General features: G+C 40.9%; 16 protein-coding genes, 3 tRNA genes, 3 rRNA genes and 1 pseudogene. 1 reads left to right on the forward strand and 22 read right to left on the reverse strand.

Annotated features, from left to right (window positions below; all coding sequences use genetic code 11):
• Positions 1 to 76 precede the first annotated feature (76 nt).
• From V192_RS0116340 to pth, 18 genes and pseudogenes are all read right to left on the reverse strand, one after another.
• Positions 77 to 158, reverse strand: a tRNA-Leu gene (locus tag V192_RS0116340).
• 12 nt (positions 159 to 170) lie between these two features.
• Positions 171 to 243 (reverse strand) — tRNA-Lys (locus V192_RS0116345).
• 6 nt (positions 244 to 249) lie between these two features.
• Positions 250 to 322, reverse strand: a tRNA-Val gene (locus V192_RS0116350).
• A 15-nt stretch (positions 323 to 337) separates the two neighbouring features.
• A 5S ribosomal RNA gene (gene rrf / locus V192_RS0116355) occupies positions 338 to 453 on the reverse strand.
• A 95-nt stretch (positions 454 to 548) separates the two neighbouring features.
• Positions 549 to 3,458, reverse strand: a 23S ribosomal RNA gene (locus V192_RS0116360).
• A 286-nt stretch (positions 3,459 to 3,744) separates the two neighbouring features.
• Positions 3,745 to 5,303: ribosomal RNA gene (locus V192_RS0116365) — 16S ribosomal RNA — on the reverse strand.
• Together the 16S, 23S and 5S rRNA genes with 3 tRNA genes alongside form the textbook arrangement of a ribosomal RNA operon.
• A 716-nt stretch (positions 5,304 to 6,019) precedes the next feature.
• Positions 6,020 to 7,516, reverse strand: a complete 1,497-nt coding sequence (lysS, locus tag V192_RS0116370) for a lysine--tRNA ligase (RefSeq protein ID WP_025873382.1) — start codon at positions 7,514 to 7,516, stop codon at positions 6,020 to 6,022.
• A gap of 93 nt (positions 7,517 to 7,609) precedes the next feature.
• Positions 7,610 to 8,614, reverse strand: a complete 1,005-nt coding sequence (gene dusB / locus V192_RS0116375; RefSeq protein WP_025873383.1) for a tRNA dihydrouridine synthase DusB — start codon at positions 8,612 to 8,614, stop codon at positions 7,610 to 7,612.
• Between the two features lie 11 nt (positions 8,615 to 8,625).
• The gene (gene hslO / locus V192_RS0116380) at positions 8,626 to 9,522 is read right to left on the reverse strand and encodes an Hsp33 family molecular chaperone HslO (protein ID WP_025873384.1); all 897 of its coding nucleotides are present in this window, start codon (positions 9,520 to 9,522) and stop codon (positions 8,626 to 8,628) included.
• Between the two features lie 132 nt (positions 9,523 to 9,654).
• Positions 9,655 to 11,817 carry an ATP-dependent zinc metalloprotease FtsH gene (gene ftsH, locus V192_RS0116385; RefSeq protein ID WP_025873385.1) on the reverse strand — a complete coding sequence of 721 codons (2,163 nt, stop codon included), beginning with the start codon at positions 11,815 to 11,817 and terminating at the stop codon, positions 9,655 to 9,657.
• A 99-nt stretch (positions 11,818 to 11,916) separates the two neighbouring features.
• Complete coding sequence (hpt, locus tag V192_RS0116390) at positions 11,917 to 12,462, reverse strand: hypoxanthine phosphoribosyltransferase (RefSeq protein ID WP_025873386.1); 546 nt, start codon at positions 12,460 to 12,462, stop codon at positions 11,917 to 11,919.
• 80 nt (positions 12,463 to 12,542) lie between these two features.
• On the reverse strand, positions 12,543 to 13,925 hold the full coding sequence (gene tilS / locus V192_RS0116395; RefSeq protein ID WP_025873387.1) for a tRNA lysidine(34) synthetase TilS: 1,383 nt from the start codon (positions 13,923 to 13,925) through the stop codon (positions 12,543 to 12,545).
• A gap of 89 nt (positions 13,926 to 14,014) precedes the next feature.
• On the reverse strand, positions 14,015 to 14,488 hold the full coding sequence (locus V192_RS0116400) for a S1 domain-containing RNA-binding protein (RefSeq protein ID WP_025873388.1): 474 nt from the start codon (positions 14,486 to 14,488) through the stop codon (positions 14,015 to 14,017).
• Between the two features lie 59 nt (positions 14,489 to 14,547).
• Positions 14,548 to 15,000, reverse strand: a complete 453-nt coding sequence (locus tag V192_RS0116405) for an FtsB family cell division protein (RefSeq protein WP_025873389.1) — start codon at positions 14,998 to 15,000, stop codon at positions 14,548 to 14,550.
• Positions 15,001 to 15,062: 62 nt separating this feature from the next.
• The gene (locus V192_RS0116410; RefSeq protein ID WP_010763793.1) at positions 15,063 to 15,338 is read right to left on the reverse strand and encodes an RNA-binding S4 domain-containing protein; all 276 of its coding nucleotides are present in this window, start codon (positions 15,336 to 15,338) and stop codon (positions 15,063 to 15,065) included.
• A 5-nt stretch (positions 15,339 to 15,343) separates the two neighbouring features.
• Positions 15,344 to 16,925, reverse strand: a pseudogene (locus V192_RS20515) (putative polysaccharide biosynthesis protein).
• Between the two features lie 255 nt (positions 16,926 to 17,180).
• The gene (gene mfd / locus V192_RS0116420) at positions 17,181 to 20,714 is read right to left on the reverse strand and encodes a transcription-repair coupling factor (RefSeq protein WP_025873390.1); all 3,534 of its coding nucleotides are present in this window, start codon (positions 20,712 to 20,714) and stop codon (positions 17,181 to 17,183) included.
• Between the two features lie 147 nt (positions 20,715 to 20,861).
• A complete protein-coding gene (gene pth / locus V192_RS0116425; RefSeq protein ID WP_025873391.1) occupies positions 20,862 to 21,428 on the reverse strand; it encodes an aminoacyl-tRNA hydrolase in 567 nt (188 codons plus the stop codon).
• 338 nt (positions 21,429 to 21,766) lie between these two features.
• Here pth and V192_RS0116430 point away from each other — a divergent pair, with 338 nt between their 5' ends.
• Positions 21,767 to 22,747: an L-lactate dehydrogenase gene (locus tag V192_RS0116430; RefSeq protein WP_025873392.1), complete on the forward strand. Its 981-nt coding sequence runs from the start codon at positions 21,767 to 21,769 to the stop codon at positions 22,745 to 22,747.
• Positions 22,748 to 22,967: 220 nt separating this feature from the next.
• Here V192_RS0116430 and V192_RS0116440 read toward each other — a convergent pair whose 3' ends face one another.
• The 4 genes from V192_RS0116440 to V192_RS0116455 all read right to left on the reverse strand — a co-directional run bounded on the left by V192_RS0116440 (position 22,968) and on the right by V192_RS0116455 (position 26,890).
• Positions 22,968 to 24,464: an aldehyde dehydrogenase family protein gene (locus tag V192_RS0116440; protein ID WP_025873394.1), complete on the reverse strand. Its 1,497-nt coding sequence runs from the start codon at positions 24,462 to 24,464 to the stop codon at positions 22,968 to 22,970.
• A 330-nt stretch (positions 24,465 to 24,794) separates the two neighbouring features.
• Entirely contained in the window at positions 24,795 to 25,313 is a 519-nt protein-coding gene (locus V192_RS0116445; RefSeq protein ID WP_025873395.1) for a transcription repressor NadR, read from the reverse strand.
• 19 nt (positions 25,314 to 25,332) lie between these two features.
• Positions 25,333 to 26,172: a chorismate mutase gene (locus V192_RS0116450; protein WP_025873396.1), complete on the reverse strand. Its 840-nt coding sequence runs from the start codon at positions 26,170 to 26,172 to the stop codon at positions 25,333 to 25,335.
• Position 26,173: 1 nt separating this feature from the next.
• Complete coding sequence (locus tag V192_RS0116455) at positions 26,174 to 26,890, reverse strand: NAD-dependent protein deacylase (RefSeq protein ID WP_025873397.1); 717 nt, start codon at positions 26,888 to 26,890, stop codon at positions 26,174 to 26,176.
• Positions 26,891 to 26,988: the final 98 nt, after the last annotated feature.

Raw genomic sequence — 26,988 nt, forward strand, 5'->3', positions numbered from 1 at the left:
CTCTGATTACAAATCAGATGCTCTACCAACTGAGCTAAGCGGCGTATGTTCGCCTTGTTAAAAACGAGACTTAAAATGCGGGTGAAGGGACTTGAACCCCCACGCCGTAAGGCGCTAGATCCTAAATCTAGTGCGTCTGCCAATTCCGCCACACCCGCAAAATATTTCTATGAGCCGTGCAGGGCTCGAACCTGCGACCCTCTGATTAAAAGTCAGATGCTCTACCAACTGAGCTAACGGCTCAAAAAATGGAGGTTGACGGGATCGAACCGCCGACCCCCTGCTTGTAAGGCAGGTGCTCTCCCAGCTGAGCTAAACCTCCAATACAACACGTTTAGCGTGGCGACGTCCTACTCTCACAAAGGGAAACCCTTCACTACAATCGGCGCTAAGAAGCTTAACTTCTGTGTTCGGCATGGGAACAGGTGTATCCTTCTCGCTATCGCCACCACACTGGGTGTTGTAACTATTAAGTTGAGTGATTATTCACTCAAAACTGGATTGAAGTAAGTAATCAAATTCCGAAAAACCTTTTTTATTTCGTTTCTTTGGTTAAGTCCTCGACCGATTAGTATTGGTCCGCTCCGTACATCACTGCACTTCCACTTCCAACCTATCTACCTGATCATCTCTCAGGGGTCTTACTTTCTTAAAGAAATGGGAAATCTCATCTTGAGGTGGGCTTCACACTTAGATGCTTTCAGCGTTTATCCCTTCCCTACATAGCTACCCAGCAATGCCCTTGGCAGAACAACTGGTACACCAGCGGTAAGTCCATCCCGGTCCTCTCGTACTAAGGACAGCTCCTCTCAAATTTCCAACGCCCGCGACGGATAGGGACCGAACTGTCTCACGACGTTCTGAACCCAGCTCGCGTGCCGCTTTAATGGGCGAACAGCCCAACCCTTGGGACCGACTACAGCCCCAGGATGCGACGAGCCGACATCGAGGTGCCAAACCTCCCCGTCGATGTGGACTCTTGGGGGAGATAAGCCTGTTATCCCCAGGGTAGCTTTTATCCGTTGAGCGATGGCCCTTCCATGCGGAACCACCGGATCACTAAGCCCGACTTTCGTCCCTGCTCGACTTGTAAGTCTCGCAGTCAAGCTCCCTTCTGCCTTTACACTCTGCGAATGATTTCCAACCATTCTGAGGGAACCTTTGGGCGCCTCCGTTACTCTTTAGGAGGCGACCGCCCCAGTCAAACTGCCCACCTGACACTGTCTCCCACCACGATAAGTGGTGCGGGTTAGAGGGTTCATAACACAAGGGTAGTATCCCACCAGCGCCTCCACCGAAACTAGCGTTCCGGGTTCATCGGCTCCTACCTATCCTGTACATGTGGTACAAACACTCAATATCAAGCTACAGTAAAGCTCCATGGGGTCTTTCCGTCCTGTCGCGGGTAACCTGCATCTTCACAGGTACTAAAATTTCACCGAGTCTCTCGTTGAGACAGTGCCAAATCGTTACGCCTTTCGTGCGGGTCGGAACTTACCCGACAAGGAATTTCGCTACCTTAGGACCGTTATAGTTACGGCCGCCGTTTACTGGGGCTTCAATTCTGAGCTTCGCCGAAGCTAACCCATCCTCTTAACCTTCCAGCACCGGGCAGGCGTCAGCCCTATACTTCATCTTTCGATTTTGCAGAGACCTGTGTTTTTGATAAACAGTCGCTTGGGCCTATTCACTGCGGCTGACCGAAGTCAGCACCCCTTCTCCCGAAGTTACGGGGTCATTTTGCCGAGTTCCTTAACGAGAGTTCGCTCGCTCACCTTAGGATACTCTCCTCGACTACCTGTGTCGGTTTACGGTACGGGCAGTTGTTTTCTCACTAGAAGCTTTTCTTGACAGTGTGACATCAGGAACTTCGGTACTATTATTTCCCTCCCCATCACAGCTTGTCCGTATAGAGTAAAGCATTTGACTCTACTCAAGACTTACTGCTTGGACATGCACTTCCAGTCGCATGCATTCCTTAGCCTCCTGCGTCCCTCCATTGCTCAAACAAAAACAACTGGTACAGGAATATCAACCTGTTGTCCATCGCCTACGCCTATCGGCCTCGGCTTAGGTCCCGACTAACCCTGGGCGGACGAGCCTTCCCCAGGAAACCTTAGTCATACGGTGGACGGGATTCTCACCCGTCTTTCGCTACTCATACCGGCATTCTCACTTCTAAGCGCTCCAGCCGTCCTCACGATCGACCTTCAACGCCCTTAGAACGCTCTCCTACCATTACACCAGAGGTGTAATCCACAGCTTCGGTAAACTATTTAGCCCCGGTACATTTTCGGCGCAGGGTCACTCGACTAGTGAGCTATTACGCACTCTTTAAATGGTGGCTGCTTCTGAGCCAACATCCTAGTTGTCTGTGCAACCCCACATCCTTTTCCACTTAATAGTTATTTTGGGACCTTAGCTGGTGGTCTGGGCTGTTTCCCTTTCGACTACGGATCTTATCACTCGCAGTCTGACTGCCGAATATGAATGAATGGCATTCGGAGTTTATCTGAATTCGGTAACCCGAGATGGGCCCCTAGTCCAAACAGTGCTCTACCTCCATCATTCTTAACTTCGACGCTAGCCCTAAAGCTATTTCGGAGAGAACCAGCTATCTCCAAGTTCGTTTGGAATTTCTCCGCTACCCACAGCTCATCCCCGCACTTTTCAACGTACGTGGGTTCGGTCCTCCAGTGCGTTTTACCACACCTTCAACCTGGCCATGGGTAGATCACATGGTTTCGGGTCTACGACTACATACTCATTCGCCCTATTCAGACTCGCTTTCGCTGCGGCTCCGGCTCTTCACCTTAACCTCGCATGCAATCGTAACTCGCCGGTTCATTCTACAAAAGGCACGCCATTACCCATTAACGGGCTTTGACTTGTTGTAGGCACACGGTTTCAGGATCTATTTCACTCCCCTTCCGGGGTGCTTTTCACCTTTCCCTCACGGTACTGGTTCACTATCGGTCATTAGGGAGTATTTAGCCTTGCGGGATGGTCCCCGCGGATTCCGACGGAATTTCTCGTGTTCCGCCGTACTCAGGATCCTCCTAGGTGTTGCCAACATTTCGTCTACGGGGCTATTACCCACTTTGGCGAACCTTTCCAGGTYCTTCGACTATCTTGACAGACTACCACAACGGAGTCCTACAACCCCAACAAGCAAGCTTGTTGGTTTGGGCTCTTCCCGTTTCGCTCGCCGCTACTCAGGGAATCGAATTTTCTTTCTCTTCCTGCAGGTACTAAGATGTTTCAGTTCTCTGCGTCTACCTCTAACCAGCTATGTATTCACTGGAAAGTAACATCCTATAAAAGATGTTGGGTTTCCCCATTCGGAAATCTCTGGATCATAGCTCACTTACAGCTCCCCAAAGCATATCGGTGTTAGTCCCGTCCTTCATCGGCTCCTAATGCCAAGGCATCCACCGTGCGCCCTTATTCACTTAACCTTATGACCTTACGGTCAATTGTTTGGTTCGTTTCTCTAGCGATAGAGGCGTCACCAATAAAATAAGCATTCGAACTATTTTACTTAAAAAACTCATTCAACGCGGTGTTCTCGGTTTGTTTTGATTACTTTTTTTACTTCAATATCCAGTTTTCAATGAACAATTCGTTTGAGAGAACTATATAATAAGAAAGAAAATCCAATGATTAGCTTCTTTTTATAAGAGTAAACCTCTCAAAACTGAACAAAGTGTCGACGAATGTGTAAGTTTCCGTAATATTCCTTAGAAAGGAGGTGATCCAGCCGCACCTTCCGATACGGCTACCTTGTTACGACTTCACCCCAATCATCTATCCCACCTTAGGCGGCTGGCTCCACAAGGGTTACCTCACCGACTTCGGGTGTTACAAACTTTCGTGGTGTGACGGGCGGTGTGTACAAGGCCCGGGAACGTATTCACCGCGGCGTGCTGATCCGCGATTACTAGCGATTCCGGCTTCATGTAGGCGAGTTGCAGCCTACAATCCGAACTGAGAGAAGCTTTAAGAGATTTGCATGACCTCGCGGCCTAGCGACTCGTTGTACTTCCCATTGTAGCACGTGTGTAGCCCAGGTCATAAGGGGCATGATGATTTGACGTCATCCCCACCTTCCTCCGGTTTGTCACCGGCAGTCTCGCTAGAGTGCCCAACTGAATGATGGCAACTAACAATAAGGGTTGCGCTCGTTGCGGGACTTAACCCAACATCTCACGACACGAGCTGACGACAACCATGCACCACCTGTCACTTTGTCCCCGAAGGAAAGCTCGATCTCTCGAGTGGTCAAAGGATGTCAAGACCTGGTAAGGTTCTTCGCGTTGCTTCGAATTAAACCACATGCTCCACCGCTTGTGCGGGCCCCCGTCAATTCCTTTGAGTTTCAACCTTGCGGTCGTACTCCCCAGGCGGAGTGCTTAATGCGTTAGCTGCAGCACTGAAGGGCGGAAACCCTCCAACACTTAGCACTCATCGTTTACGGCGTGGACTACCAGGGTATCTAATCCTGTTTGCTCCCCACGCTTTCGAGCCTCAGCGTCAGTTACAGACCAGAGAGTCGCCTTCGCCACTGGTGTTCCTCCATATATCTACGCATTTCACCGCTACACATGGAATTCCACTCTCCTCTTCTGCACTCAAGTCTCCCAGTTTCCAATGACCCTCCCCGGTTGAGCCGGGGGCTTTCACATCAGACTTAAGAAACCGCCTGCGCTCGCTTTACGCCCAATAAATCCGGACAACGCTTGCCACCTACGTATTACCGCGGCTGCTGGCACGTAGTTAGCCGTGGCTTTCTGGTTAGATACCGTCAAGGTAAGAGCAGTTACTCTCCTACTTGTTCTTCTCTAACAACAGAGTTTTACGATCCGAAAACCTTCTTCACTCACGCGGCGTTGCTCGGTCAGACTTTCGTCCATTGCCGAAGATTCCCTACTGCTGCCTCCCGTAGGAGTCTGGGCCGTGTCTCAGTCCCAGTGTGGCCGATCACCCTCTCAGGTCGGCTATGCATCATGGCCTTGGTGAGCCGTTACCTCACCAACTAGCTAATGCACCGCGGGTCCATCCATCAGTGACACCCGAAAGCGTCTTTCAAATCAACACCATGCGGTGTCGACTGTTATGCGGTATTAGCACCTGTTTCCAAGTGTTATCCCCCTCTGATGGTAGGTTACCCACGTGTTACTCACCCGTCCGCCACTCCTCTTTTCAAATGAGTGCAAGCACTCGGTAGAAAAGAAGCGTTCGACTTGCATGTATTAGGCACGCCGCCAGCGTTCGTCCTGAGCCAGGATCAAACTCTCATAATAAAAGTTGAACACAATCCGAAGATTGTTAAGCTCATTTGTTTGCTAGCATATTGCTTCGCTTTGTTAAAAATTGTTGTTTGTTTTTACCGTTGTAAAAACAACCTACACATTTGGTTCGTCTTACTTTGTTCAGTTTTCAAAGGTCTACTGTGTTACCTCGCAGCAACTTTTATATCATATCAAATCTTCGATTTGATGTCAACACTTTTTTAAAAAAAGTTTCAAGTTTTTTTCTGCTTGATGTTATCGAATGTTTCGCGACAACTTCATTAGTTTATCAGGTYGTTTGTTATTTGTCAACAACTTTCTTCCTGATTTTTCAAGTTTTTTTGAACTTGATTTGTTATTCTATTYTCGTTCYGTCGTCAGTGTTTCTTGCGACAACTTCACTAGTTTATCAGGTTAGCCATTGTTTGTCAACAACTAATTTTCTGATTTCCAAAGTTTTTTTCGTCTTTGGATTGTTATATTATGTTTGTCGTTTAGCGTGTTACCTCAGTGCCTTGCGACAAGATATAATATACCAAGATTCTAGGCTTAGGTCAACTAAAATTTGCACTTTTTTTAAAGTTTTTTTCGTTACCGATTATTTTATCGCTTTCGTTCTTTATTGTTCGTTTTTGAGCTTATCTCAGCCTGTTTTGATCGTTATTTTCTGATGTTTTTCAGAAAATAAAAAAGAGTAGATTATCGTTAAATAGTCTACTCTTGCAAGTTTATCTCATCGTTGGGAATAACAAGACATCGCGAATTGACTGAGCGTCAGTTAAAAGCATCACTAGACGATCGATTCCGATTCCCAAACCACCGGTTGGCGGTAATCCGTATTCTAAAGCTTCGATGAAGTCTTCATCCACACCATGAGCTTCATCATTTCCTTGCTCACGTTCTTTTTCTTGGTCTTCAAAACGTTCACGTTGATCGATTGGGTCATTCAACTCTGTAAATGCATTTGCAAATTCTTTTCCTACTATAAATAATTCAAAACGGTCAGTAAAACGTCCGTCTTCTGGATTTTTCTTCGCTAAAGGAGATACTTCTACTGGATGACCATAAACAAACGTTGGTTGTTTAAGTGTTTCTTCAACGAAAGTTTCGAAGAATTCATTTAAAATATGACCAACAGACATATTATCATTGATTTCTACATTATGTTCTTTTGCGAAAGCACGTGCCTCTTCCACTGTCATTTCTTGCCAGAAATCGACACCCGTTTGTTCTTTGATTGCATCTGCCATATGCACACGTTTAAATTCAGAACCTAGATCAACTTCTTGTCCATCATAAGTGATCGTTGTTGTTCCTAGAACTTTTTCTGCGGCATTGCGGATAATTCCTTCTGTTAGATCCATCACATCTTTGTAATCTGTATATGCAGTATACGCTTCTAACATAGTGAATTCTGGATTATGTGTTGTATCGATTCCCTCATTACGGAATACTCGACCGATTTCATAAACTTTTTCCATACCGCCGACAATCAATCGTTTTAAATGTAACTCCAAAGCAATTCGTAAATACAAGTCCATGTCTAATGCGTTGTGATGGGTGATAAACGGACGTGCAGCAGCACCACCGGCATCATTATGCAACACAGGTGTCTCCACTTCTACGTAACCGTTGCTATCGAGATAGCGGCGAATCTCGCTAATGATTTGACTGCGTTTCATGAAACGATCGAAGCTATCTTTGTTACTGATCAAATCTAAATAGCGTTGACGGTAACGTTGTTCGATGTTGGTTAAGCCATGATATTTATCTGGTAATGGACGTAATGCTTTGGTTAACAATACGATGGTTTTCGCCTTAACAGTTACTTCCCCTGTATCAGTTTTCATAATTTGTCCAGTTACACCAAAGAAATCGCCTAGATCTGCGTGTTTAAATATTTCATAGGCTTCATCACCCACTTGATCTTTACGTACATAAATCTGAAGTTGTCCTTCACGATCTTGTAAGTGAGCAAAACCAGCTTTTCCTTTTCCTCGTTTTGTCATCATGCGTCCTGCAACACTTGCTGATAAATCCATTTCATTTAACTCTTCTTTTGAGTGTTGATCAAATTGTTCATGTAGTTCTTTAGAATTATGTGTTCGGTCAAAACGCTTCCCGAAAGGATCGATCCCTTCTTCACGTAAGTTTTCCATTTTTTCACGACGCACAAGCATTTGATCGTTTAGATCTTCTTGGTGCGCTTGTTGTTCATCTGCCACTTTGCTTCCTCCATTCTGAAATCACATACCCCTATAATGCCACATTAAAACAAAAAAAGCAAGCCGTATTTTAGTTTCGGCCGGCTTTTTTTATTAGATTGTTTCAATTATTTCTTTTTCTGCGTATTTTTCTGCTTTTTCTTCAAATGCATTCATCAAATCTACCATTGCTTGTTGCGTCTCCGCTTGATTGATTGCCATTTTTACTTTAGCTGCACGCGGGATTCCCTTTAAATAGTAAGAAGCGTGTTGGCGAAATTCTCTGGTTGCAATTTTTTCGCCTTTTAAATCAACTAAACGTTGCAAATGAACTTTCGCCGTTTCAATCTTTTCATGCGGTGTTGGTTCTGGTATTAGTTCTCCAGTTTCAAGGTATTGTTTTGTCCGTTGAATCATCCATGGATTTCCTAATGCAGCTCTTCCAATCATCACACCATCTGCTCCGACATAGTCCAACATACGTTTTGCATCTTCCGGTGTACGTACATCCCCATTTCCCATAAAAGGAATGGTCAAATGCTGTTTGACTTCTTTTAACACATCCCAATTTGCTTGGCCTTCATACATTTGAACCCTTGTTCGACCATGCATAGCAATCGCTGAAGCTCCTGCTTTTTCAGCAGCTAACGCATTTTCAACAGCAAATAAATGGTCTTCGTCCCAGCCAGTACGCATCTTAACGGTGACAGGTAAGCTTATCGCTGAAGAAACGGCATCTACCATTTCGTACACTTTATTCGGATCTAAAAGCCATTTTGCGCCCGCTTCTGCTTTGATCACTTTATTTACAGGACAGCCCATGTTGATATCGATGATTGCAGCTTTTGTATTTTCTTCTACAAATTTTGCAGCTTCAACTAAGTTCTCTTTGTCTCCACCGAAAATTTGCACACTTAACGGGTATTCTTTCTCATCTATATAAAGCATGTCTAACGTTTTTTTATTTCTTTGCTGGATTCCTTTGTCACTGATCATTTCACAGACAACAAGCCCTGCGCCAAACTCTTTGACAGTTACACGAAAAGCCGCATTACTGATACCAGCCATCGGGGCTACAACGACACGATTGGGAATTTCAATGTTGCCTATTTTCCACATATGGCACTCTCCTATTTTTCACGGGTATTCTTGATTGCTTCGTCTCTTAATTCAATTAGATCTGCTTCACTATAGTGATATTTATTGCCACAGAATTGACAAACAGCCTCAGCTCCATGATCTTCTTCGATCATTGCGTTGATTTCATCTAAACCTACGGCGATGATTGCTGTACCAAATTTTTCTTTTGAACAGTTACATTTGAATTGAACAGGCATTTTTTCTAAAATTTCGATTTCATCTTTACCAAGCAGACGCTCCAAAATCCCTTCAGGTGATTCGCCTTCATCAATCAAACGAGAAATCATCGGTACTTCTTGCAAACGTTGTTCAATGAAGTCAATCGTTTTTTCGTCTGCACCTGGCATGACTTGGATCATAAATCCACCTGCCGCTTTGACACTTTCGTCTGTATCGACTAAAACACTCAAACCGATTGCTGACGGGATTTGCTCTGACACTGCCATAAAGTATGTAAAATCTTCGCCAATTTCACCAGAAACAATTGGTGTTTGTCCTGAAAATGTTTCTTTCAAGCCTAAATCTTTGATTACAGTGAAGATGCCTTCTGTTCCGACTGCTCCGCGAACATCGATTTTACCACTTTCATTTAGCGTTAAGCTAACATGAGGATTTTTTATGTAGCCTTTAGTGTTTCCACTACCATCACTATCAACAACAATGCTTCCTGCGGGCCCGTTTCCTTGAACTTTTACAGTTAACTTATCGTCTCCTTTTAAGGTAGCGCCTAATAATAAAGAACCTACCATAGTGCGACCTAATGCAGCTGTTGATGAACTCCATGTATCATGACGTTTTTGTGCTTCTGAAATTGTATTTGTTGCGCAAACGGCATAGGCGCGAATCGATCCTTCATAACATAATGCTTTTACTAAGTAATCTTCCATGTTTATTTTCCTCTTCTCACTCGGGACTTTTTCTAACTCATTATCAGATAATACTAGTGTTTGGCTATTTTTTCAACTAAATAATTTCAACTTTAAGAAAAGAGCACCCCTTAAACGGGATGCTCTAAGTCTTTATTTGTAACGATTATCAAAGTTGTTACGGTCATATTCAGAATCATTTTTGCGTTCTTCATCAGATTTTACTTCTGATTGAACTTTTTCTTCTGTTTTTTCGCTGTCCGCTTTTACTTCTTCAGCTTCATCGTTTAGTTCTTTTTTCGCTTCTTCAAAGTCTTGTTTTTCTTCAGCTTGTCTTTGCGCATCTTTTTCTTCTAGCGCACGTTTTGCTTCTTCGAATGTTTGAGCTTTTTCACTAGGGAATTGGCTGTCGATAACATCTTGTGGCATAACGCCTTCTTCAAACAACGACTTGATGCTGCGAGCATCTAATGTTTCATACTCTAACAGTTTTTCAGCAATTAGTTTATGTTGTGCACGGTGAGATTCAATGATTTCACGTGCTTTATCATGAGCTTCCATCAAGATACGACGTACTTCTTGATCGATTTCAAATGCTACTTGCTCAGAATAAGCTTTCGTTTGACCGTAGTCACGGCCAACAAAGACTTGGTGGTTTCCTTCATATTGAACTGGACCTAGTTTGTCGCTCATTCCATACTCAGTTACCATACTACGGGCAATACCAGTTGCTTGTTCAAAGTCATTAGATGCGCCGGTTGATTGAACATCGAAAATAATTTCTTCCGCTGTACGTCCACCAAGTAATCCAACGATTTGTTCAAACATGTCTTCTTTAGTCATTAAGAATTGATCTTCTTTTGGCAAAGCGATCATGTAGCCGCCAGCACGTCCACGAGGAATGATCGTTACTTTATGAACGATACGAGCACGACTTAAGACTAAACCAACAATGGTATGACCAGCTTCGTGGTAAGCAACCATTTCGCGTTCTTTTTTATTGATAACACGATCTTTTTTAGCAGGTCCTGCAATTACGCGGTCTTCTGCCTCATCCACATCAGATGCATCGATTTTCTTTTTATTACGACGAGCGGCAACTAAAGCTGCTTCATTCAAGACATTTTCTAAATCAGCACCAGCGAAACCTGGTGTTTGTTGTGCTACGACTTTCAAATCAACGTCATCTGCCAACGGTTTGTTACGGGCATGAACTTTAAGGATCGCTTCACGGCCTTTCACATCAGGACGACCAACTAAAATTTGACGGTCAAAACGACCTGGACGTAATAACGCTGGGTCTAATACATCTGAACGGTTTGTTGCGGCAACAACGATTACACCTTCGTTGCCATCAAATCCATCCATTTCAACTAACAATTGGTTAAGGGTTTGTTCACGTTCATCGTGTCCGCCGCCCATACCTGCACCACGTTGACGACCAACTGCATCGATTTCATCGATGAAGATGATTGCTGGCGCATTTTTCTTCGCTGTTTCAAATAAATCACGGACACGGCTCGCACCGACACCAACGAACATTTCAACGAAGTCTGAACCTGAGATAGAGTAGAACGGTACGCCTGCTTCACCGGCAACGGCTTTAGCAAGTAAAGTTTTACCAGTTCCTGGAGGTCCTTCTAATAGAACACCTGCTGGAATACGAGCACCTAGCTCAACGAAACGGCGAGGATCTTTTAGGAACTCAACCACTTCGACTAATTCTTGTTTCTCTTCCTCTGCTCCTGCTACATCAGAGAAGCGTACACGGTTGGCTTTTTTGTCTGCTTCTTTGGCTTTTGATTTACCAAAGTTCATGACACGGCCGCCACCGCTACCGCCGCCGCCTTGTTGTCCCATCATCATGTAGAACAAGAAGATGAACAATACGATCGGTAAGAAACTAAATAAGATAGAAAGCCAAGCACCACTTGATGATTGTTCTTTTACTGTAAGTTTCACATTGTTTTCTTTAGCCATATCCTGGATACCTGATAATGTGATATCACTTGGCAAGACAACGGTTGTAAATGCTTTTGTAGAAACTTCTGTTGATCCCCATAAAGAAAGACCACCAGTGTTTTTGATTTCTTGTTTTTCTTTGTACTGACCTGTGATTTTGTACACACCATTCGTTGGTTGGATCGTCAGTTCCTTCACTTTACCTTTTTCTAACTGGGTACTGAAGGTTGAGTATTCGATATCTGGTGATTGAGAATTGCTATTTCCAAAAATGAAATAAACAACCATGACCATCGCCAAAATCAGCAATACGTAATAAAGGCCATTTTTCATGCCACTATTCTTTTTATTCATGCCTGTCCTCCTTTGATTACTGCGCGTAATTTAATTTTACGGTTTATTTTTATCAATTCTGACCTTTACATTGTAACATAACTAAATCTAAGAGAGATATTAATTTGATTCGTAGATTTCAGGTTTTAATACGCCTACATAAGGAAGATTCCGGTAAGCTTCTGCATAATCTAATCCGTAACCTACAACAAATTCATTTGGTACATCGAAACCAACATAGTCTGCAACGATATCAACGACACGTCCTTCTGGTTTATCCAACAACGTGACAATCTTCACAGATGCAGCTTTTCTGTATTTAAAAAGATCCACTAGATACGCTAATGTGCGGCCGCTATCGATGATATCTTCTACGATCAAGATATCGCGTCCTTCAACATTTGTGTCTAAATCTTTAATGATTTTAACTTCACCTGAAGACACCGCTGCATTTCCATAACTAGATACTGCCATAAAATCCATCTCTAAATGAGTGTCAATACAGCGTGTGATATCCGCCATGAACGGTACTGCACCTTTTAAAATGCCAATTACTAAAGGATTCTTCCCTTTATAGTCTTCTGTTAGTTGTTTTCCAAGTTCAGTTGATTTTTCAAGAATTTGTTCTTTTGTGATCAAAACTTGTTTAATATCGTTCTCTAACATATTGCTCTCCTTCTCCTTTGAGGTCCTTAGTTATTATTTTATGTTGTTTTGCTTCTTTGAATAAAAGTAATTTTCGGTCTTTACTCTTTTATTTTATAAAGGAGCCTGTAGAGTATTTTATCAGTTTCTTTGGGAATACTCAAACATGAATTTGCAATTTTAGGAACCCAAATAATCTTCTCTTGCGCAGAAAGAATGATCCACGCCTGTTCTCTAGTTGAATTGGGTATTTTTCGATCAATAAATAGGCGATTTAATCTTTTTGTTAAAGTCGGCGTCAACGCTATTCTGTCTCCAGCTTTTCGATGACGAATTGTTAGCGGCAACGTGGTTTGTCCGCTTATCGGTAAGGAAAATTCAGTCCAGTTTTTCACTGCTTCAGGTATATCCAGAGTAGCCGTTGGAGTTTCTAAGCCAAGCCATTCATTTTTTGAGAGAAAAATAGATTCATTTTCATTTAAATAAGCTATTTTTTGATCCTGCTTCAACTGACTTTTTTTTAAATACATCAAATCGTATTCTTTCACAACCTGCCAGCCCTGTTCAAGATCCATCGTTGATTGAGGTGCTTGCTGTTTGATAAGCATCAACAACTGTTGCACCTGTAGATGGCTAACGGCTATTCCCTCCACTATGATTGTTCGTTGAAACAACATCATTAGGAAAAATGTTTGGATACTTGTCTTTTCTTGTTTTAATTCAGCAAGTTGAACCGTCCAACCTTCTGTTGTCTTTTTCACCCAGCGCTTATATTTAGGCTCGACAACCAACTGAATGAGCTCGTCAGCTAATGCAATTTGTTCAGTGAAATCAGTGATATGCTGTAGAAATTGTGGGTTTTCTTTTTTTAGAAGCGGCACTACCTGATGTCTTATCCGATTCCGCATGTAAGCATCACTCTGATTTGAGCTATCTTCAAAATACACAATTTTTGCGCACTTAGCGAATTGTTCCAAGCGTTCTTTTGAAAAAATTAAGAAAGGACGAATCAATTCCCCTATCGCAAATGACTGCCTTGCTCTAATCCCCACTAAGTTAGGCAGGGCACTTCCTCTCGTCAGTTTCATCAAAATGGTCTCAGCTTGATCATCGTTGTGGTGAGCAGTAAACAATAACGAATAGCCATCTTGTTTCATGATTTCAGTGAAAAATTCATAACGAAATTCACGAGCACGCGCTTCGGTATTATTGCTTTTGTCCGGCGCTGACCATACTTTACTGTAATAAACGAGTCCTTGCTCTTGGCAATAGTTTTTCAAATAACTTGCTTCTGCCTCTGATTCTACACGCAATTGATGATTGACATGAGCGACTGCTATTTTTAGCTGATCTTTTTCAGCTGCTTTTTGCATTAAATTCAATAGTACCATTGAATCGACCCCGCTGGAAATCGCCAATAATATTTTTTGGTGTGGTTGCCAGTAGTCATTTCTTTTACAATGATCGTAAAATTCTTGAAACATCTGTTCACCTCTTTGCTTCATAAATCGTCATTTAAAAAATTCACAAAACATAAAAGCCGAGCTTTCGCTCAGCTTCAATTGTTTATTTGTTAGTTACGGCGACCGCCACGACCGCCACGTTTTCCTTCTGTGTTACGTTTTAACGAAGTTAAACGATCATCACTATCTTTTAAAAATGAGCTCATTAATGAATCAAAATCTTGTTTTGAATTCATTGGTTGTGCTCTTGTAAATTGTTTTTTAGGCGCTGGACGTGAGTTGCGATCACGATTTCCTTGATGCTCATTGTTATCGCGACGTTGATATTCACGTTTTGGTTCTGCCGCTTGTTCTTGTGCTTTGCGAATAGACAAACCTACTTTGCCATCATCACCGACTGAGGTAACTTTTACCGTTACTTCATCCCCTACGGTCAATACATCATGGATATCTTTAACGAATCCATTTGATACTTCACTAATGTGAACCAACCCTGTTTTCCCTTCACCTAGATCGATGAAGGCACCAAAATTAGTGATACCAGACACTTTTCCTGGCAACTTCGCTCCTACTTCAATTGACATAAAAAAAATGTTCCTCCTATTATTTACCCTATTATATCTGCAGCCATCCGTCTGATTGTTTAATCAGATGAATGAGACTGTGATTGACTCTCTTGCGATGATTGCTTTTGCTCATTACTAGAATTAGTCGTTCCGCCTAACTCTGGAATGTTGTAAATTTGTTCGCCATCTTTTGAAACGAAGTAGCGACTGCGGGCCAATTTCGCCACATAATCCTCATCTCTTAAAAGAGTAACATCTTGTTCTAAACGATTTAACTTTTTATCAGCTTCTGCTGACTCAGCTACAGCTTCTTCATGCTGCTTTTTGAAGGCACTTAGTTGCTGGTAATCTTTCATTAGCTGAATACCTGAAACGATAAAGATCACAAACGCCACGAGAAAAACCACTGCTAGACGGCGGCGTCTAAAAATCAACTGCTTTTGCTGTTTTTGAAATTCGGCATACTGTTCTTTTGTATACTCATTATCTAATGCAGCAACTTTCTCCACGTCCTTTTTCTTTTTTCCCATGTTTTCCGCTCCACTCGTTTTTGGTTTGTCTGTCTTATTATACCAACATCTAAGAAGCTTGTCTAATCTAAATTATCACTATTTTCGACTCTTTTCTCAGAAATAATCTGATACATCTTTTCGGCATCTTCTTTTTTCGTTGAATCACGAAGTTCAAGTACTTCTATTTCTAAGATTTTATTGCCAAATTGAATCTTCACTTGATCACCAATTTTTACGTTACTTGACGACTTGGCTAAGATACCATTGATTTGAATCCGACCTTTGTCCGCAACTTCTTTAGCTACAGGTCTTCTTTTAATAATACGTGAAACTTTTAAAAATTTATCTAAACGCATCTATCTTACCTCTTCATTCTTAATATTTTCGCTCCAAACGGCAATGTCAACCATTCCCGAATTGTAAATAGTTGTATTTTAATAATCATATAAATAAACGTTGCACCACCAATTAAGACCCCAATTATCGCAATAACTAATGCCTGCCCACGATGTGCAACAGTTCCTAAAAGAATAGCAATTACCCCTTGATAACAGAGTAACATAATTCCCATCGTTGCTAAACTAAGAATTAACTTTTTCAAGAAATGGTTTTCTACAATAAAACGATTGATTTCCTTTTTCGAAAAAACTATTAATAAAAGTAATGTAGCTAACAAGCCTGCAATCGTTGAAACACTCGCACCAAGCGTTCCCCAGACGTAGGTCAAATAACTTGTTAAACAAAGCTTGGTCAATAAACCGATTCCAGCTGAAACCATGGCTGTGAGAAATTGATTTCGGCTTTGTAAAATACTTTGGTACGCTTGAATGACTGCCATAAATGCAATCGCACACACATATATCCCTAAAACACCATTGCCTTTATAGTCTTTAAATAAAGCAAAGTTTATATATGGCAACAATAACGCTAAACCGATTGAAGCTGCTGCTGCAATCGTTGTAGTCAAACGTAAAAAGATTTTAGCCGCTTGTAAAAAGCGTCCATGTTCTTTGCTCATGAAATATTTTGTCAACGCAGGTAAAAAACTTGAGCTCAATGCCAGCGCAACAACTAAACCTAATTGAACTAGGGGCTGACCACGATCATAGACTCCTTTATCGATTTTTGCGGCTGAGTCGTTGATGCCTGCCGCAACCAAGGAGTTCTTAACAAAAAAGAATCAATTAATTGAAAGAAGATCAAAAACGCACTGTATAAAGAGACGATCCCACCTTCTACTAATAAGCGTCCAAATAATTTCCCGGACCCTTTTTCAACTTTCCACTGAGTAAGATACGCTGAGCTGCCTACACGAATTTTCCGATCATAATACCAAAGAATCCCTGCCGCAACGACACCACCGAATAAAGCACCACCCATTGCGATCGTCCCTGTCTGATAGACCGACCAACCGAATTTGCTAAAAGAATATGCCGCAACTAAGATCACGCCTACACGTACAAGCTGTTCGATCACTTGGGAAACGGCACTTGGAATCATCATTAGATGGCCTTGAAAGTTGCCACGGTAAAACGACAAGATAGGAACTAATAAAAATGTAAAAGAAACAACTTGAATTAAAGACGCTAGTGATAATCTCCCATCATAAAGGCAATTTCATGACTTCCAAAAAAGAAAAATGCCCAACAAAAACCGGCGACCATAAAAACAAAAGGAAATAGCTGTTGTAACACTTTTTTCTGCCCACTAATTTCCGATTGTTCCGCTACAATTTTAGAAATAAACTGCGGCAATCCTGATAAAGCTAAAGTCATCGCGATACCATAAATTGGATACACTTGTTGATAAACATAAAACCCTTCATCACCAACTAAGTTTTGAAAAGGCACTCGATAAACCGCACTTAGTACTTTAGCAATAAACGATGCAACAGTTAAAATAGCCGCCCCTTGCATCATCGACCGCATCTCTTTGTGTGCCATTCGTTGACCTCCTATTTTAAAAGCGTAATGAGCTCGATTAGTCTCGAATGGAAAATAGGAAAAATCGATTGAGGTGTTTTTTTACCTCACTCTATTTTTATCTTTTTCCCGAGAGACTAGCTCATGAAGCTAGATAAGTTTAAAAGCGTAATGAGCTCATTCAGCTCTGACTGAAAAATAGGAAAAATCGATTGAGGTGTTTTTTACCTCACTCTATTTTTATCTTTTTCCCGAGAGTTTAGTAGTCCGCAATTTTTATTCTTCTTCAACAGCAATCGTCTTATACTTTTCCTGTCTCAACGCTGTAGTAAACAACGCTACTTCCTGTAACCAAGTAGCTTCTTTCATATCTTTAGGCACTTTCAAACGAACAGACATTTTTTCTTTATCAACAGCAAGATCCGCTTTTAGTTGTGTATGAGATAACGCTTCAAAGATTTGCTCAACGTTATATGTTTTTGTACCGATTTTACTTAAGGTAAAAGTGATTTCCTGCTGTCGCTTGCGAATCGTTTCAACCAAAGCACGGTCGCCGTCCATTTTGATTTGTCCTGTAGTCAGTAAATGAGCTACTTCATCTGGATACTCTCCAAAGCGATCAAGTAAATCTGCTTCAAGTTCATCATACATGTCCATATTTTCTAACTGACGAATTCGTTTGTAAATTTCAATTTTTTGACGCTCATCTGAAATATAATCGGTTGGCAAGTAAGCATCAATTCCCAAATCGATCTCAACAGATGTCTTTTGATCTTGAATGTTTTTCCCTTGTTTACGGGCAACAGCTTCTGAAAGCATTTGTGAATACATATCAAAACCGACAGAGTCGATAAAGCCATGTTGCTGCGCTCCTAATAAATTCCCTGCTCCGCGAATCGATAGATCCCGCATCGCAATTTTAAACCCAGAACCTAATTCAGTGAAATCCTTGATTGCTTCTAAACGTTTTTCACTGACTTCATTTAAAATCTTTTGTTGTTCATACATAAAATAAGCATACGCTACACGATTACTTCGTCCCACCCTACCTCGTAATTGATACAAAGTAGATAAGCCCATGTAATCAGCATTTTCTACAAACAACGTGTTGGCATTAGGAATATCAACACCCGTTTCAATGATCGTTGTTGTCACTAACACATCGTATTGTCTTTCAATAAAATCAAACAACGTATTTTCTAGTTGAACCTCTGTCATTTGCCCGTGAGCATAAGCTATTCTAGCATTTGGTACCAATGCTTGAATCTCTTCAACTTTTTGCTCGATTGTATCTACACGATTATACAAATAAAAAACTTGACCATCTCGTGCCATTTCTCTTTCGATTGCTTCTCTGATTGCTCCAGGATTATTTTCCATCACATAGGTTTGGATCGGATAGCGGTTTTCCGGTGGTGTTTCAATTACTGAAAGATCGCGTACGCCAAGCATCGACATGTGCAAGGTTCTTGGAATTGGCGTTGCCGTCAAGGTCAAAACATCGACTTGTGCCCGCAATTGTTTCAATCGTTCTTTATGTTTAACACCAAAGCGCTGTTCTTCATCGATTACCAGTAGACCCAAATCGCTAAACTTCACGTCTTGGGAAAGTAAGCGATGGGTGCCTACGACAATATCCACCTGACCATGTTTGATTTTTTCGATGGTTTCGCTTTGCTGTTTTTTCGTTCTAAAGCGACTTAACAAGCCCACTTCAACGGGAAACCCTTCAAAACGATCCAACATCGTTTCATAATGTTGCTGCGCTAAAATCGTGGTAGGAACTAAAAAAGCAACTTGCTTATTATTATTGATAGCCTTAAATGCTGCACGCAAAGCAACTTCAGTCTTTCCATACCCCACATCTCCGACCAATAAACGATCCATCGGTCGTGTTTTTTCCATATCATGCTTGATTTCAGCCGTACTTCGTAATTGATCATCCGTTTCACTGTATGGAAACGCGTCTTCAAATTCCTTTTGATACGCATCGTCAGGTGGAAAAGCGTAGCCTTTTTCGGATTCTCTTGATGCATACAATTGAATCAGATCGTCTGCGATATCTTCGATTTTAGACGTAACTTTACGTTTTGTTTTACTCCATTCACTGCCACCTAATTTATTGACTTTCGGTGATTTTGCTTCCGAAGCGACAAATTTTTGAATCAAGTTCAATTGAGTCACTGGAATGAACAACTTATCGTCATTTTGATATAAAATCGTGATGTAATCTTGATGAACGCCATCAACTTCCAAGGTCTGCATCCCAATATATTTACCGATCCCGTGATTTGCATGGACAACATAGTCACCGTTTTTTAGATCGCTATAACTTTTTAATCGTTCTGCATTTGAAACAGTCTGACGTCTTGCTCTTTTTTTCGTTGTTGTATGAAAAATCTCTTTTTCGGTGATGGCAACGATTTTTTCAACAGGCAATTCAAAACCTGACTGCAAGGAACCTTCAACGATTTGAATTTTTCCTTCTATTAGTTTATCAGCTGAAGCTGTCACACTTGAAATATCAAAATCACGAAACAGCTCTTCCACTTTTTGACTACGTTCTTTCGTTGGAACAAATACTACAACTGTCTGATCTTGTTTTTGCCAACGATCCATTTCAGTTTTTAATAGCGGCATTTGTCCAAAGAATTGCTGCATGGAGCGGTATTGAAAGTTATGGACAGCTTGAAAACGCAGATTGCCCATCCCTTTTTGAAACAATGAAAAGAACGTTGTTGCAAAAGTCATTTTCCTTACTTGGTCATGAAATTCTAAACCAAAAGTCTGTTCAGGAAAAACCCGCATTTCTTCTAATTTAAGTACTTGCCACTCATTTTCTTCACGAATAATCTCGCGTTCTGCTTCTAAAATGCGAGCATAATCATCAACAAATATCAAACTATCTTCTGGTAGATAATCAAGCAATGTTGTTTTTGTTTCATATAATAAGTCAGTGTAGTAATGGGCTGTATCAGTTGGAATTCCTTGACCCCATGACGTTGCTAGTTGACCAAAATAATCTTGCAGAAATTCCTTTTCAGTCGCATCCTTAGCAACCGCTACTCTTTTTTCCAGTGCATTTGTCAGCTGTTTTTCACCATAAACCAAATCCGCTTTTGAAAAGACTAGATCGGTCATTGGAGATAGTGTCACAGATTCAATATTGCCAACTGATCGTTGTGTATCTGCCTCAAAGTAGCGCAAAGAATCAATTTCGATATCAAATAATTCTGCTCGAACTGGATATTCAGAATTCAGCGGATAGACATCCACAATACTTCCTCGAATGCTAAAATCTCCTGGTTTGCCAACTAGAGACTCACGCTCATAGCCCATTAATACTAACTGCTGTGCTAAAGTGTCCAACTCAATTTCTCCACCTAGTTCCCAGTGAAGTTGAGCTTGTTCCCATGTTTGTTTACTCGGTAAATACTTCCTTAAACCAGCCACCGGGACCACTATGATTCCCGCTTGATCTGTTAGAAGAAAGTTAAGTGCTGCGACTCTTTCTGCTCTTGCTTCAGGGGAAGAAAAAGCCATCTCAGCTGATAACACTTCATCCACAGGAAATAAATATACTTCTTCGTCCGATAAAATATTACGAAAGTCTTCAACTAGCTGGTTTCCATAATAAAGATTTGGAACTGCCACAACGACTTTTTTATTTTGTTGTTTAAAGCCACTGGTCATGACCAATGTTTTGGCTGAGCCAGCTAAGCCTGTAATCAATTGGCGGGCATTTCCTGTTAACTGCATTTGCCAATCTCGGGCTAATTCACTTGCACCAATTCGTTCAATGATGTTCACGTTAGACTCCTCCTAAATTTAAAAGCGTAGTGGGCTCGTTTAGTCTCAACTGAAAAATAGAGAAAAAAGAATGAGATGCTTTTTACCACATTCATTTTTCATCTTTTTCTCGAGAGGATAGCTCTTAAAACCAATCAAAGCTTCTATTTATTTCCCATTAAACTGATTCATTGTGTCTACAAATGTATGTCCCTCACAAGCATAGATTGCTGCATCAGCTGCGTTTTTTACTGCTAGCAAAATTTCTTCGTGTTTTTCTTTGGGAAAACCTGTCAAAACATGATGAACAACAGTATTACTGCCGATCGGTCGGCCAATGCCGATTTTGATGCGCGGAAATACATTTGTTCCCAGATGGGCAATCAAGCTTTTAATCCCGTTGTGTCCGCCAGCGCTGCCTTTCTCACGTAAACGAATTTTACCGATTTCTAAATCCAAATCATCATAAATCACGATCAACTCTTCGTCTTCAACTCCGTAATATGTCATTAAAGGTCCAACAGAACGACCTGACTCATTCATAAATGTGAGAGGTTTGACCAACATGATCTTTTCTGTTCCTATAAAAAATTCAGCGATATCTGCTTCAAATTGACTACTGTTAAAGGTAGCATTGTAGCGATGAGCAATTTCATCCAAAGTGATAAAGCCAATATTATGTTTTGTTTCTCGATACTTACTGCCTGGATTGCCTAATCCAACGATCATTTTCATTTATCTATATTCTCCTTAACAAAAGGTGCTTTGCACCAAATATTCATTCTCCAACACAAAATACCCGAGCAGGAAAATCCTCTGCCCAGTTTTTTTACAATTATACCATAAAATAGATGTTTTCCGAATCTTTTAAATTCTTAAAAAAGCCGTAAGCTTTATTTGACCTAATCAAAAGTCATTAAAATCCTAAAATAGTGAATTATCGCACATGAAAGAGTTTTCTTATGAAACACCTCTAAAAACTGTATTATTTAAATAAACAAAAAACGTGACAAACCTCACAAACGGTGGTATTATCATTGTGATAAAACAATTATCTGAAAGGAATGATACACATGACTGCAGCAGTAGGAAACAAAGACCACCAAAAGGTAATTTTAGTTGGAGATGGCGCTGTCGGATCTAGTTACGCTTTTGCCTTAGTCACTCAAAATATTGCTCAAGAAGTTGGTATTATTGATATAGATACAAAGAAAACTGAAGGAGATGCCGCTGATTTATCTCATGCGTTAGCTTTTACTTCTCCTAAAAAGATTTATGCAGCTACTTATGATGATTGTCATGACGCTGATCTTGTTGTTTTAACCGCTGGTGCCGCACAAAAACCTGGCGAAACACGTATTGATTTAGTGCATAAAAACTTAAAGATCAACAAACAAATCGTCACAGCAATCGTTGATTCTGGTTTTAGCGGTATTTTCTTAGTCGCTGCCAATCCAGTTGATATTTTAACTTATTCTACATGGAAATTCTCAGGATTTCCAAAGGAACGCGTTATTGGTTCTGGAACATCCCTTGATTCCGCTCGTTTCCGTCAAGCAATCGCTGAATTAGTTGATGTGGATGCTCGTAACGTCCATGCTTATATTCTAGGCGAACATGGTGATACTGAATTTCCAGTCTGGTCTCACGCTAATGTGGCCGGCTTACAAATTTACGAATGGGTCAAAAATAATCCAGATGTCGATGAAGAAGCAATGGTTAATCTATTCTTTAACGTACGAGATGCAGCTTATTCGATCATCGAGAAAAAAGGCGCGACATTCTATGGAATCGCTGCGGCCTTAGCACGTATTACCAAAGCGATTTTAGATGATGAAGATTCTGTCTTCCCACTTTCTGTTTATTTAGATGGCGAGTATGGACAAAATGATATCTATATCGGTGCACCAGCTGTGATCAACCGTCAGGGTATCAAGCAAGTCATTGAAATTCCGTTGACTGATTCAGAAAAAGATCGTATGAATGCTTCTGCAAATGCGTTAAAAGAAGTGATCAAATCTGCTTTTGAAAAATTTGAAGCTGAAAATAATTAAGTCTAAAGAGAGGCCGAGACAAAAGTGTTTAGCTCCGAGAAATAAGCTGGAATTTACGAAAATTGCTCTTCAAATTTTTGTGAATTCCAGCTTATTTCCGAAGGAGCTGCTTTTTTCTCGCCGTTTATTCGGTTTTAGAGCCCAGGACAAAACTAAAAAATCAGTTTTGTTCCGGGCTCTAAATCTGAATAAACGATGGTAGCAGAAGCAACCTCTTTCGTTAATTGTACAAACCATCCGATTCTTCTTTGGTCACAATATAAATATTCTTCATTTGAGTATACGCATCCAGCATCGATTTATGTGTTTCACGCCCAATACCAGATTTTTTATACCCACCAAACGGAGCTCCAGCAGGCAATTGATTATACGTATTGACCCACATCCGCCCAGTTCTAACCTTACGGGCTACACGTAGTGCCGTATTAATGTCCTGTGAAAAGACTGCTCCACCTAATCCATAATCAGATTGATTCGCTAAAGCAATTACTTCTTCTTCGGATTTAAACTTCATAACAGTTGCTACAGGCCCAAATATTTCTTCTTGTGCAATACACATGGCATTATTGGCATCAGCTAATAAGGTCGGCTCTAAAAAGGCCCCTTTATCTAGACCGTCTGCGGTAATTTTATGTCCTCCAGTAACTAACTTAGCGCCTTCCTTTGTACCAATCTCGACATAGTTTAAAATATCTTTTAGTTGTTTCTCATTGATTTGAGCGCCCATTTGTACGCCCTCTTCCCAAGGAAGTCCTACTTTTATTTTTTCGAATCGTTCTTTTAGCGCTGCGACAAAATCGTCATAGATTCCTTCTTGAACAAAGACACGTGAACCCGCACAGCAAACCTGTCCTTGATTGAATAGAATACCTAGTTGAACGCCCTCTAAAGCCCGCTCCCAATTTGCATCATCAAAAATAATATTGGCGGATTTCCCGCCTAATTCTAACGTTGCCGGGATCAATTTCTCAGCCGCAGCCTTAGCTACCGTATATCCAACTTCTGTCGATCCAGTAAAGGCTAATTTATCAAATCCTTGATGCTCCAACATGTAATTTCCAGAATCGGAGCCTCTACCTGTGATTAAATTCACAACACCTTTTGGCAAAACCTGATCCAGTAATTTAAATAATTCAAGTAAACTTAAAGAAGTTGTCGAAGAAGGATGAATGACCACTGTATTCCCAGCAGCAATAGCAGGCGCTAACTTCCACGCACCCATTAGTAATGGAAAATTCCATGGAATGATCTGCCCTACAACACCAATTGGTTCTTTGATCACAAGAGACAGTGTATCCTGATCAAAATCTTTTACGGTCCCTTCTTCTCCACGAATCACACCAGCAAAATACCGGAAATGATCCGCTGTGGCTGGAACATCAATCGATAAAGTTTCACGCAACGGTTTACCATTATCCAACGTTTCTACTAATGCCAAGTGCTCTGTATTTGCATCGATCAAATCAGCTATTTCCAACAATAGCTTACTACGTGTAGTAACATCCACATCTTTCCAAGTCACAAATGCAGCTTGCGCTGCTGCGATTGCTTGATCAACATCCGCGTGCGTTGCATCAACAAAATCGGCCAATTTTTCACCATTGCTGGGATTGTAACTTGTGATCAGTCGATCTCCTGAACCTTTTGTCCATTTACCGTCAATATACAATTGATAAGCATCATCCGTCGTGTTGTAAATATCGATTGGTCTACTCACTAAAAAATCACTCCTTATTTTTTGGTTACGCTTACATTATATCTATAAAAACATAAAAGTAAATAGAAGTTGGATATTTTATACGTATTTTTAAAACAATCAACATTGGTCTATATCAAAACTCCTAAACAAATGAAGGGAATAAATGTAAGGACTCCCTTAAAAGCTTGACGACGGCCAACAATAATAGTGAAAGTATAATTTGGATTGCGAATAGCTTTGAAGAAGGCCACTGAAATTCATTGTTTTATTGTATCCATGTTTAAATAAGACCAAAAAAGGAATTAGATGTAGACATCGTAAAAGTTTGTCTGCATCTAATTCCTTTTTTTACCCTTTATACAAAATAGCTTTTTGCTCCAATGCTTGTTTAATCGTCGTTACCATCTCTTCATTTTCACAACGAATCGTGTGTAAATGAATCCCAGCCGTTAACTCAGATAACAAAGAAGCACGGCTATTTTGATACGCTTTGATAAATTCCTCTACTTCTTTTGTTGTACGGATGTGCAACCCACCAGTTAACTCACCATAAATTGGATGTTCCACTACCACATCAATGATCTCTCCACCTAAAGAAACAATCGTCTGCAATTCATCTGCCGTTTGTTCAGGTATATGCTGGCAAGCGATTTTTAGAGTGATCCCTTGCCTTGCTTTCTCTGTTTCCAGTAAATAGCCGCGAGCGGTCGCGATGATTTCATGACCTGAGGCTCTTAAAAGTGCCACATCACCAACTATGATCTGGCGACTGACATTGAACTTGCCAGCAAAACGACTAGCGCTAACTGGTTTTTCTGCTGTTTCTAACTCAAGCAAAATCAAAGTCCGTCTTTGTTCTCCGTCCATTCATTTTCCTCCTGTCAGTTTAATCCATCTGCTGCTGTTGAAATCGTTTTGATACATCCATGATTCCTTGATAAGTTTCTTTGACGGCTTCTTTGTAACGTTCATTCCCAACATAACCACTGATCGTCTCTAAGACTTCTTGTTCTCTTGACGTATCTAAGACTGGTTGCTCTGTTGATTTCTTGATTTCTGCAATCGCGTCGACTACGGTCAAACGCTCTTCTAATAAAGCGGCGATCTGTTTATCCAACGCATTGATTTTATCTCGTTGAATCGTTAGTGGGGAACGTTTTTCGTCTAATTCGATTTCTTTGATGATCTTCGCAGGATTGCCGCCAATCACACAATTATCTGGAAATGATTTAGTCACGACAGCTCCAGCTGCTACGACGACGTTATCCCCTAGCGTTACGCCAGGCGTGATCACAACGCCACCGCCAAGCCAAACATTGTTTCCTAAAGTAATCGGCTTACCATATTCTAACCCGCTATTTCTTTTAACTGGATGTAATGGATGCGTTGCTGTGTATAGTTGGGCATTGGGTCCAAACATACAATTATCTCCGATTGTGATTGGGCAAATATCTAGAAAAATACTATTGAAATTTGCATAAAAGTTTTTCCCCACATGAATATTAAATCCGTAATCAAAGCTGATTGTCGGTTCAATATAACTGCCTGTACCAGTTGTCCCAAAGGTTTCTTCAACTAATTGTTTACGAATCAAGCGATCTTCTTCCTTGTTGATCAATTTCATTTGTTCACGGGCAAACTTGCGTGCAGTAGTTAATTCTGGATCTGCTGCAAAATACAATTCACCGTCGATCATTTTTTGTCGTTCTGATTTAATTTCTTCCATATTAAAGCTCCTCTATCATTAGATTTTCAAAAACCTGAATGGCATCTTCTTTTAGAAAATAGGCTTGTTGATTTAATGGGATGGCTGTTTGATTGATTACTAATACCTCAGCCTGCTTTGAGGCATAATGTATCAAGTCACAAAATGGATGCACTTGAAAACTCGTTCCAACGATCACGATCAATTCTGCTGCTGCGACTTCTTTGATCGATGTTGCTATCACTTGTTCGTCCAAGCCTTCTTCGTACAAAACAATATTTGGACGAATTTGACCGCCGCACTGAGCGTGTTGATCCGATAATAAATACTCCTTTGCTAAGAGCGTCTGTCCACATTTCCGGCAATAGCACTCATATAAATCTCCATGAAAATTGACTAAATGCTGAGTGCCTGCTGCCTTATGAAGTCCGTCTATATTTTGAGAGATGACCCCAACAGCTTTAACTCTTTCTAACTCTGCCATTTTCAGATGAATACTATTTGGTTGTGCGTTTGGATGATACATTGTTTTGACAAATGAATAAAATTTCTCTGGTTCATTACTCATGCACGTCTGACTTAGCAAATATTCAGGTCGTTCGATCCCTTGATAAATTCCAGATAATGAACGATAATCTGGTACACCAGAGGCTGTAGAAACACCTGCACCCGTTAAAAATACGATTTTCTGTGCTTGTTCGATCAGGTTTATGGCTTTTTTCTCATCAATTGTTTGCATCATTTCATCTCCCGATAGGTTTATTATAGCCTAAATAGTCACTAGATAGAAAAAATTATTTGGATCAAATGAAAATAAAACTAGAATAACCTGACTCC

The sequence above is a fragment of the Enterococcus crotali genome, assembly GCF_000633635.1.
In the GTDB taxonomy this organism is placed as follows: domain Bacteria; phylum Bacillota; class Bacilli; order Lactobacillales; family Enterococcaceae; genus Enterococcus_L; species Enterococcus_L crotali.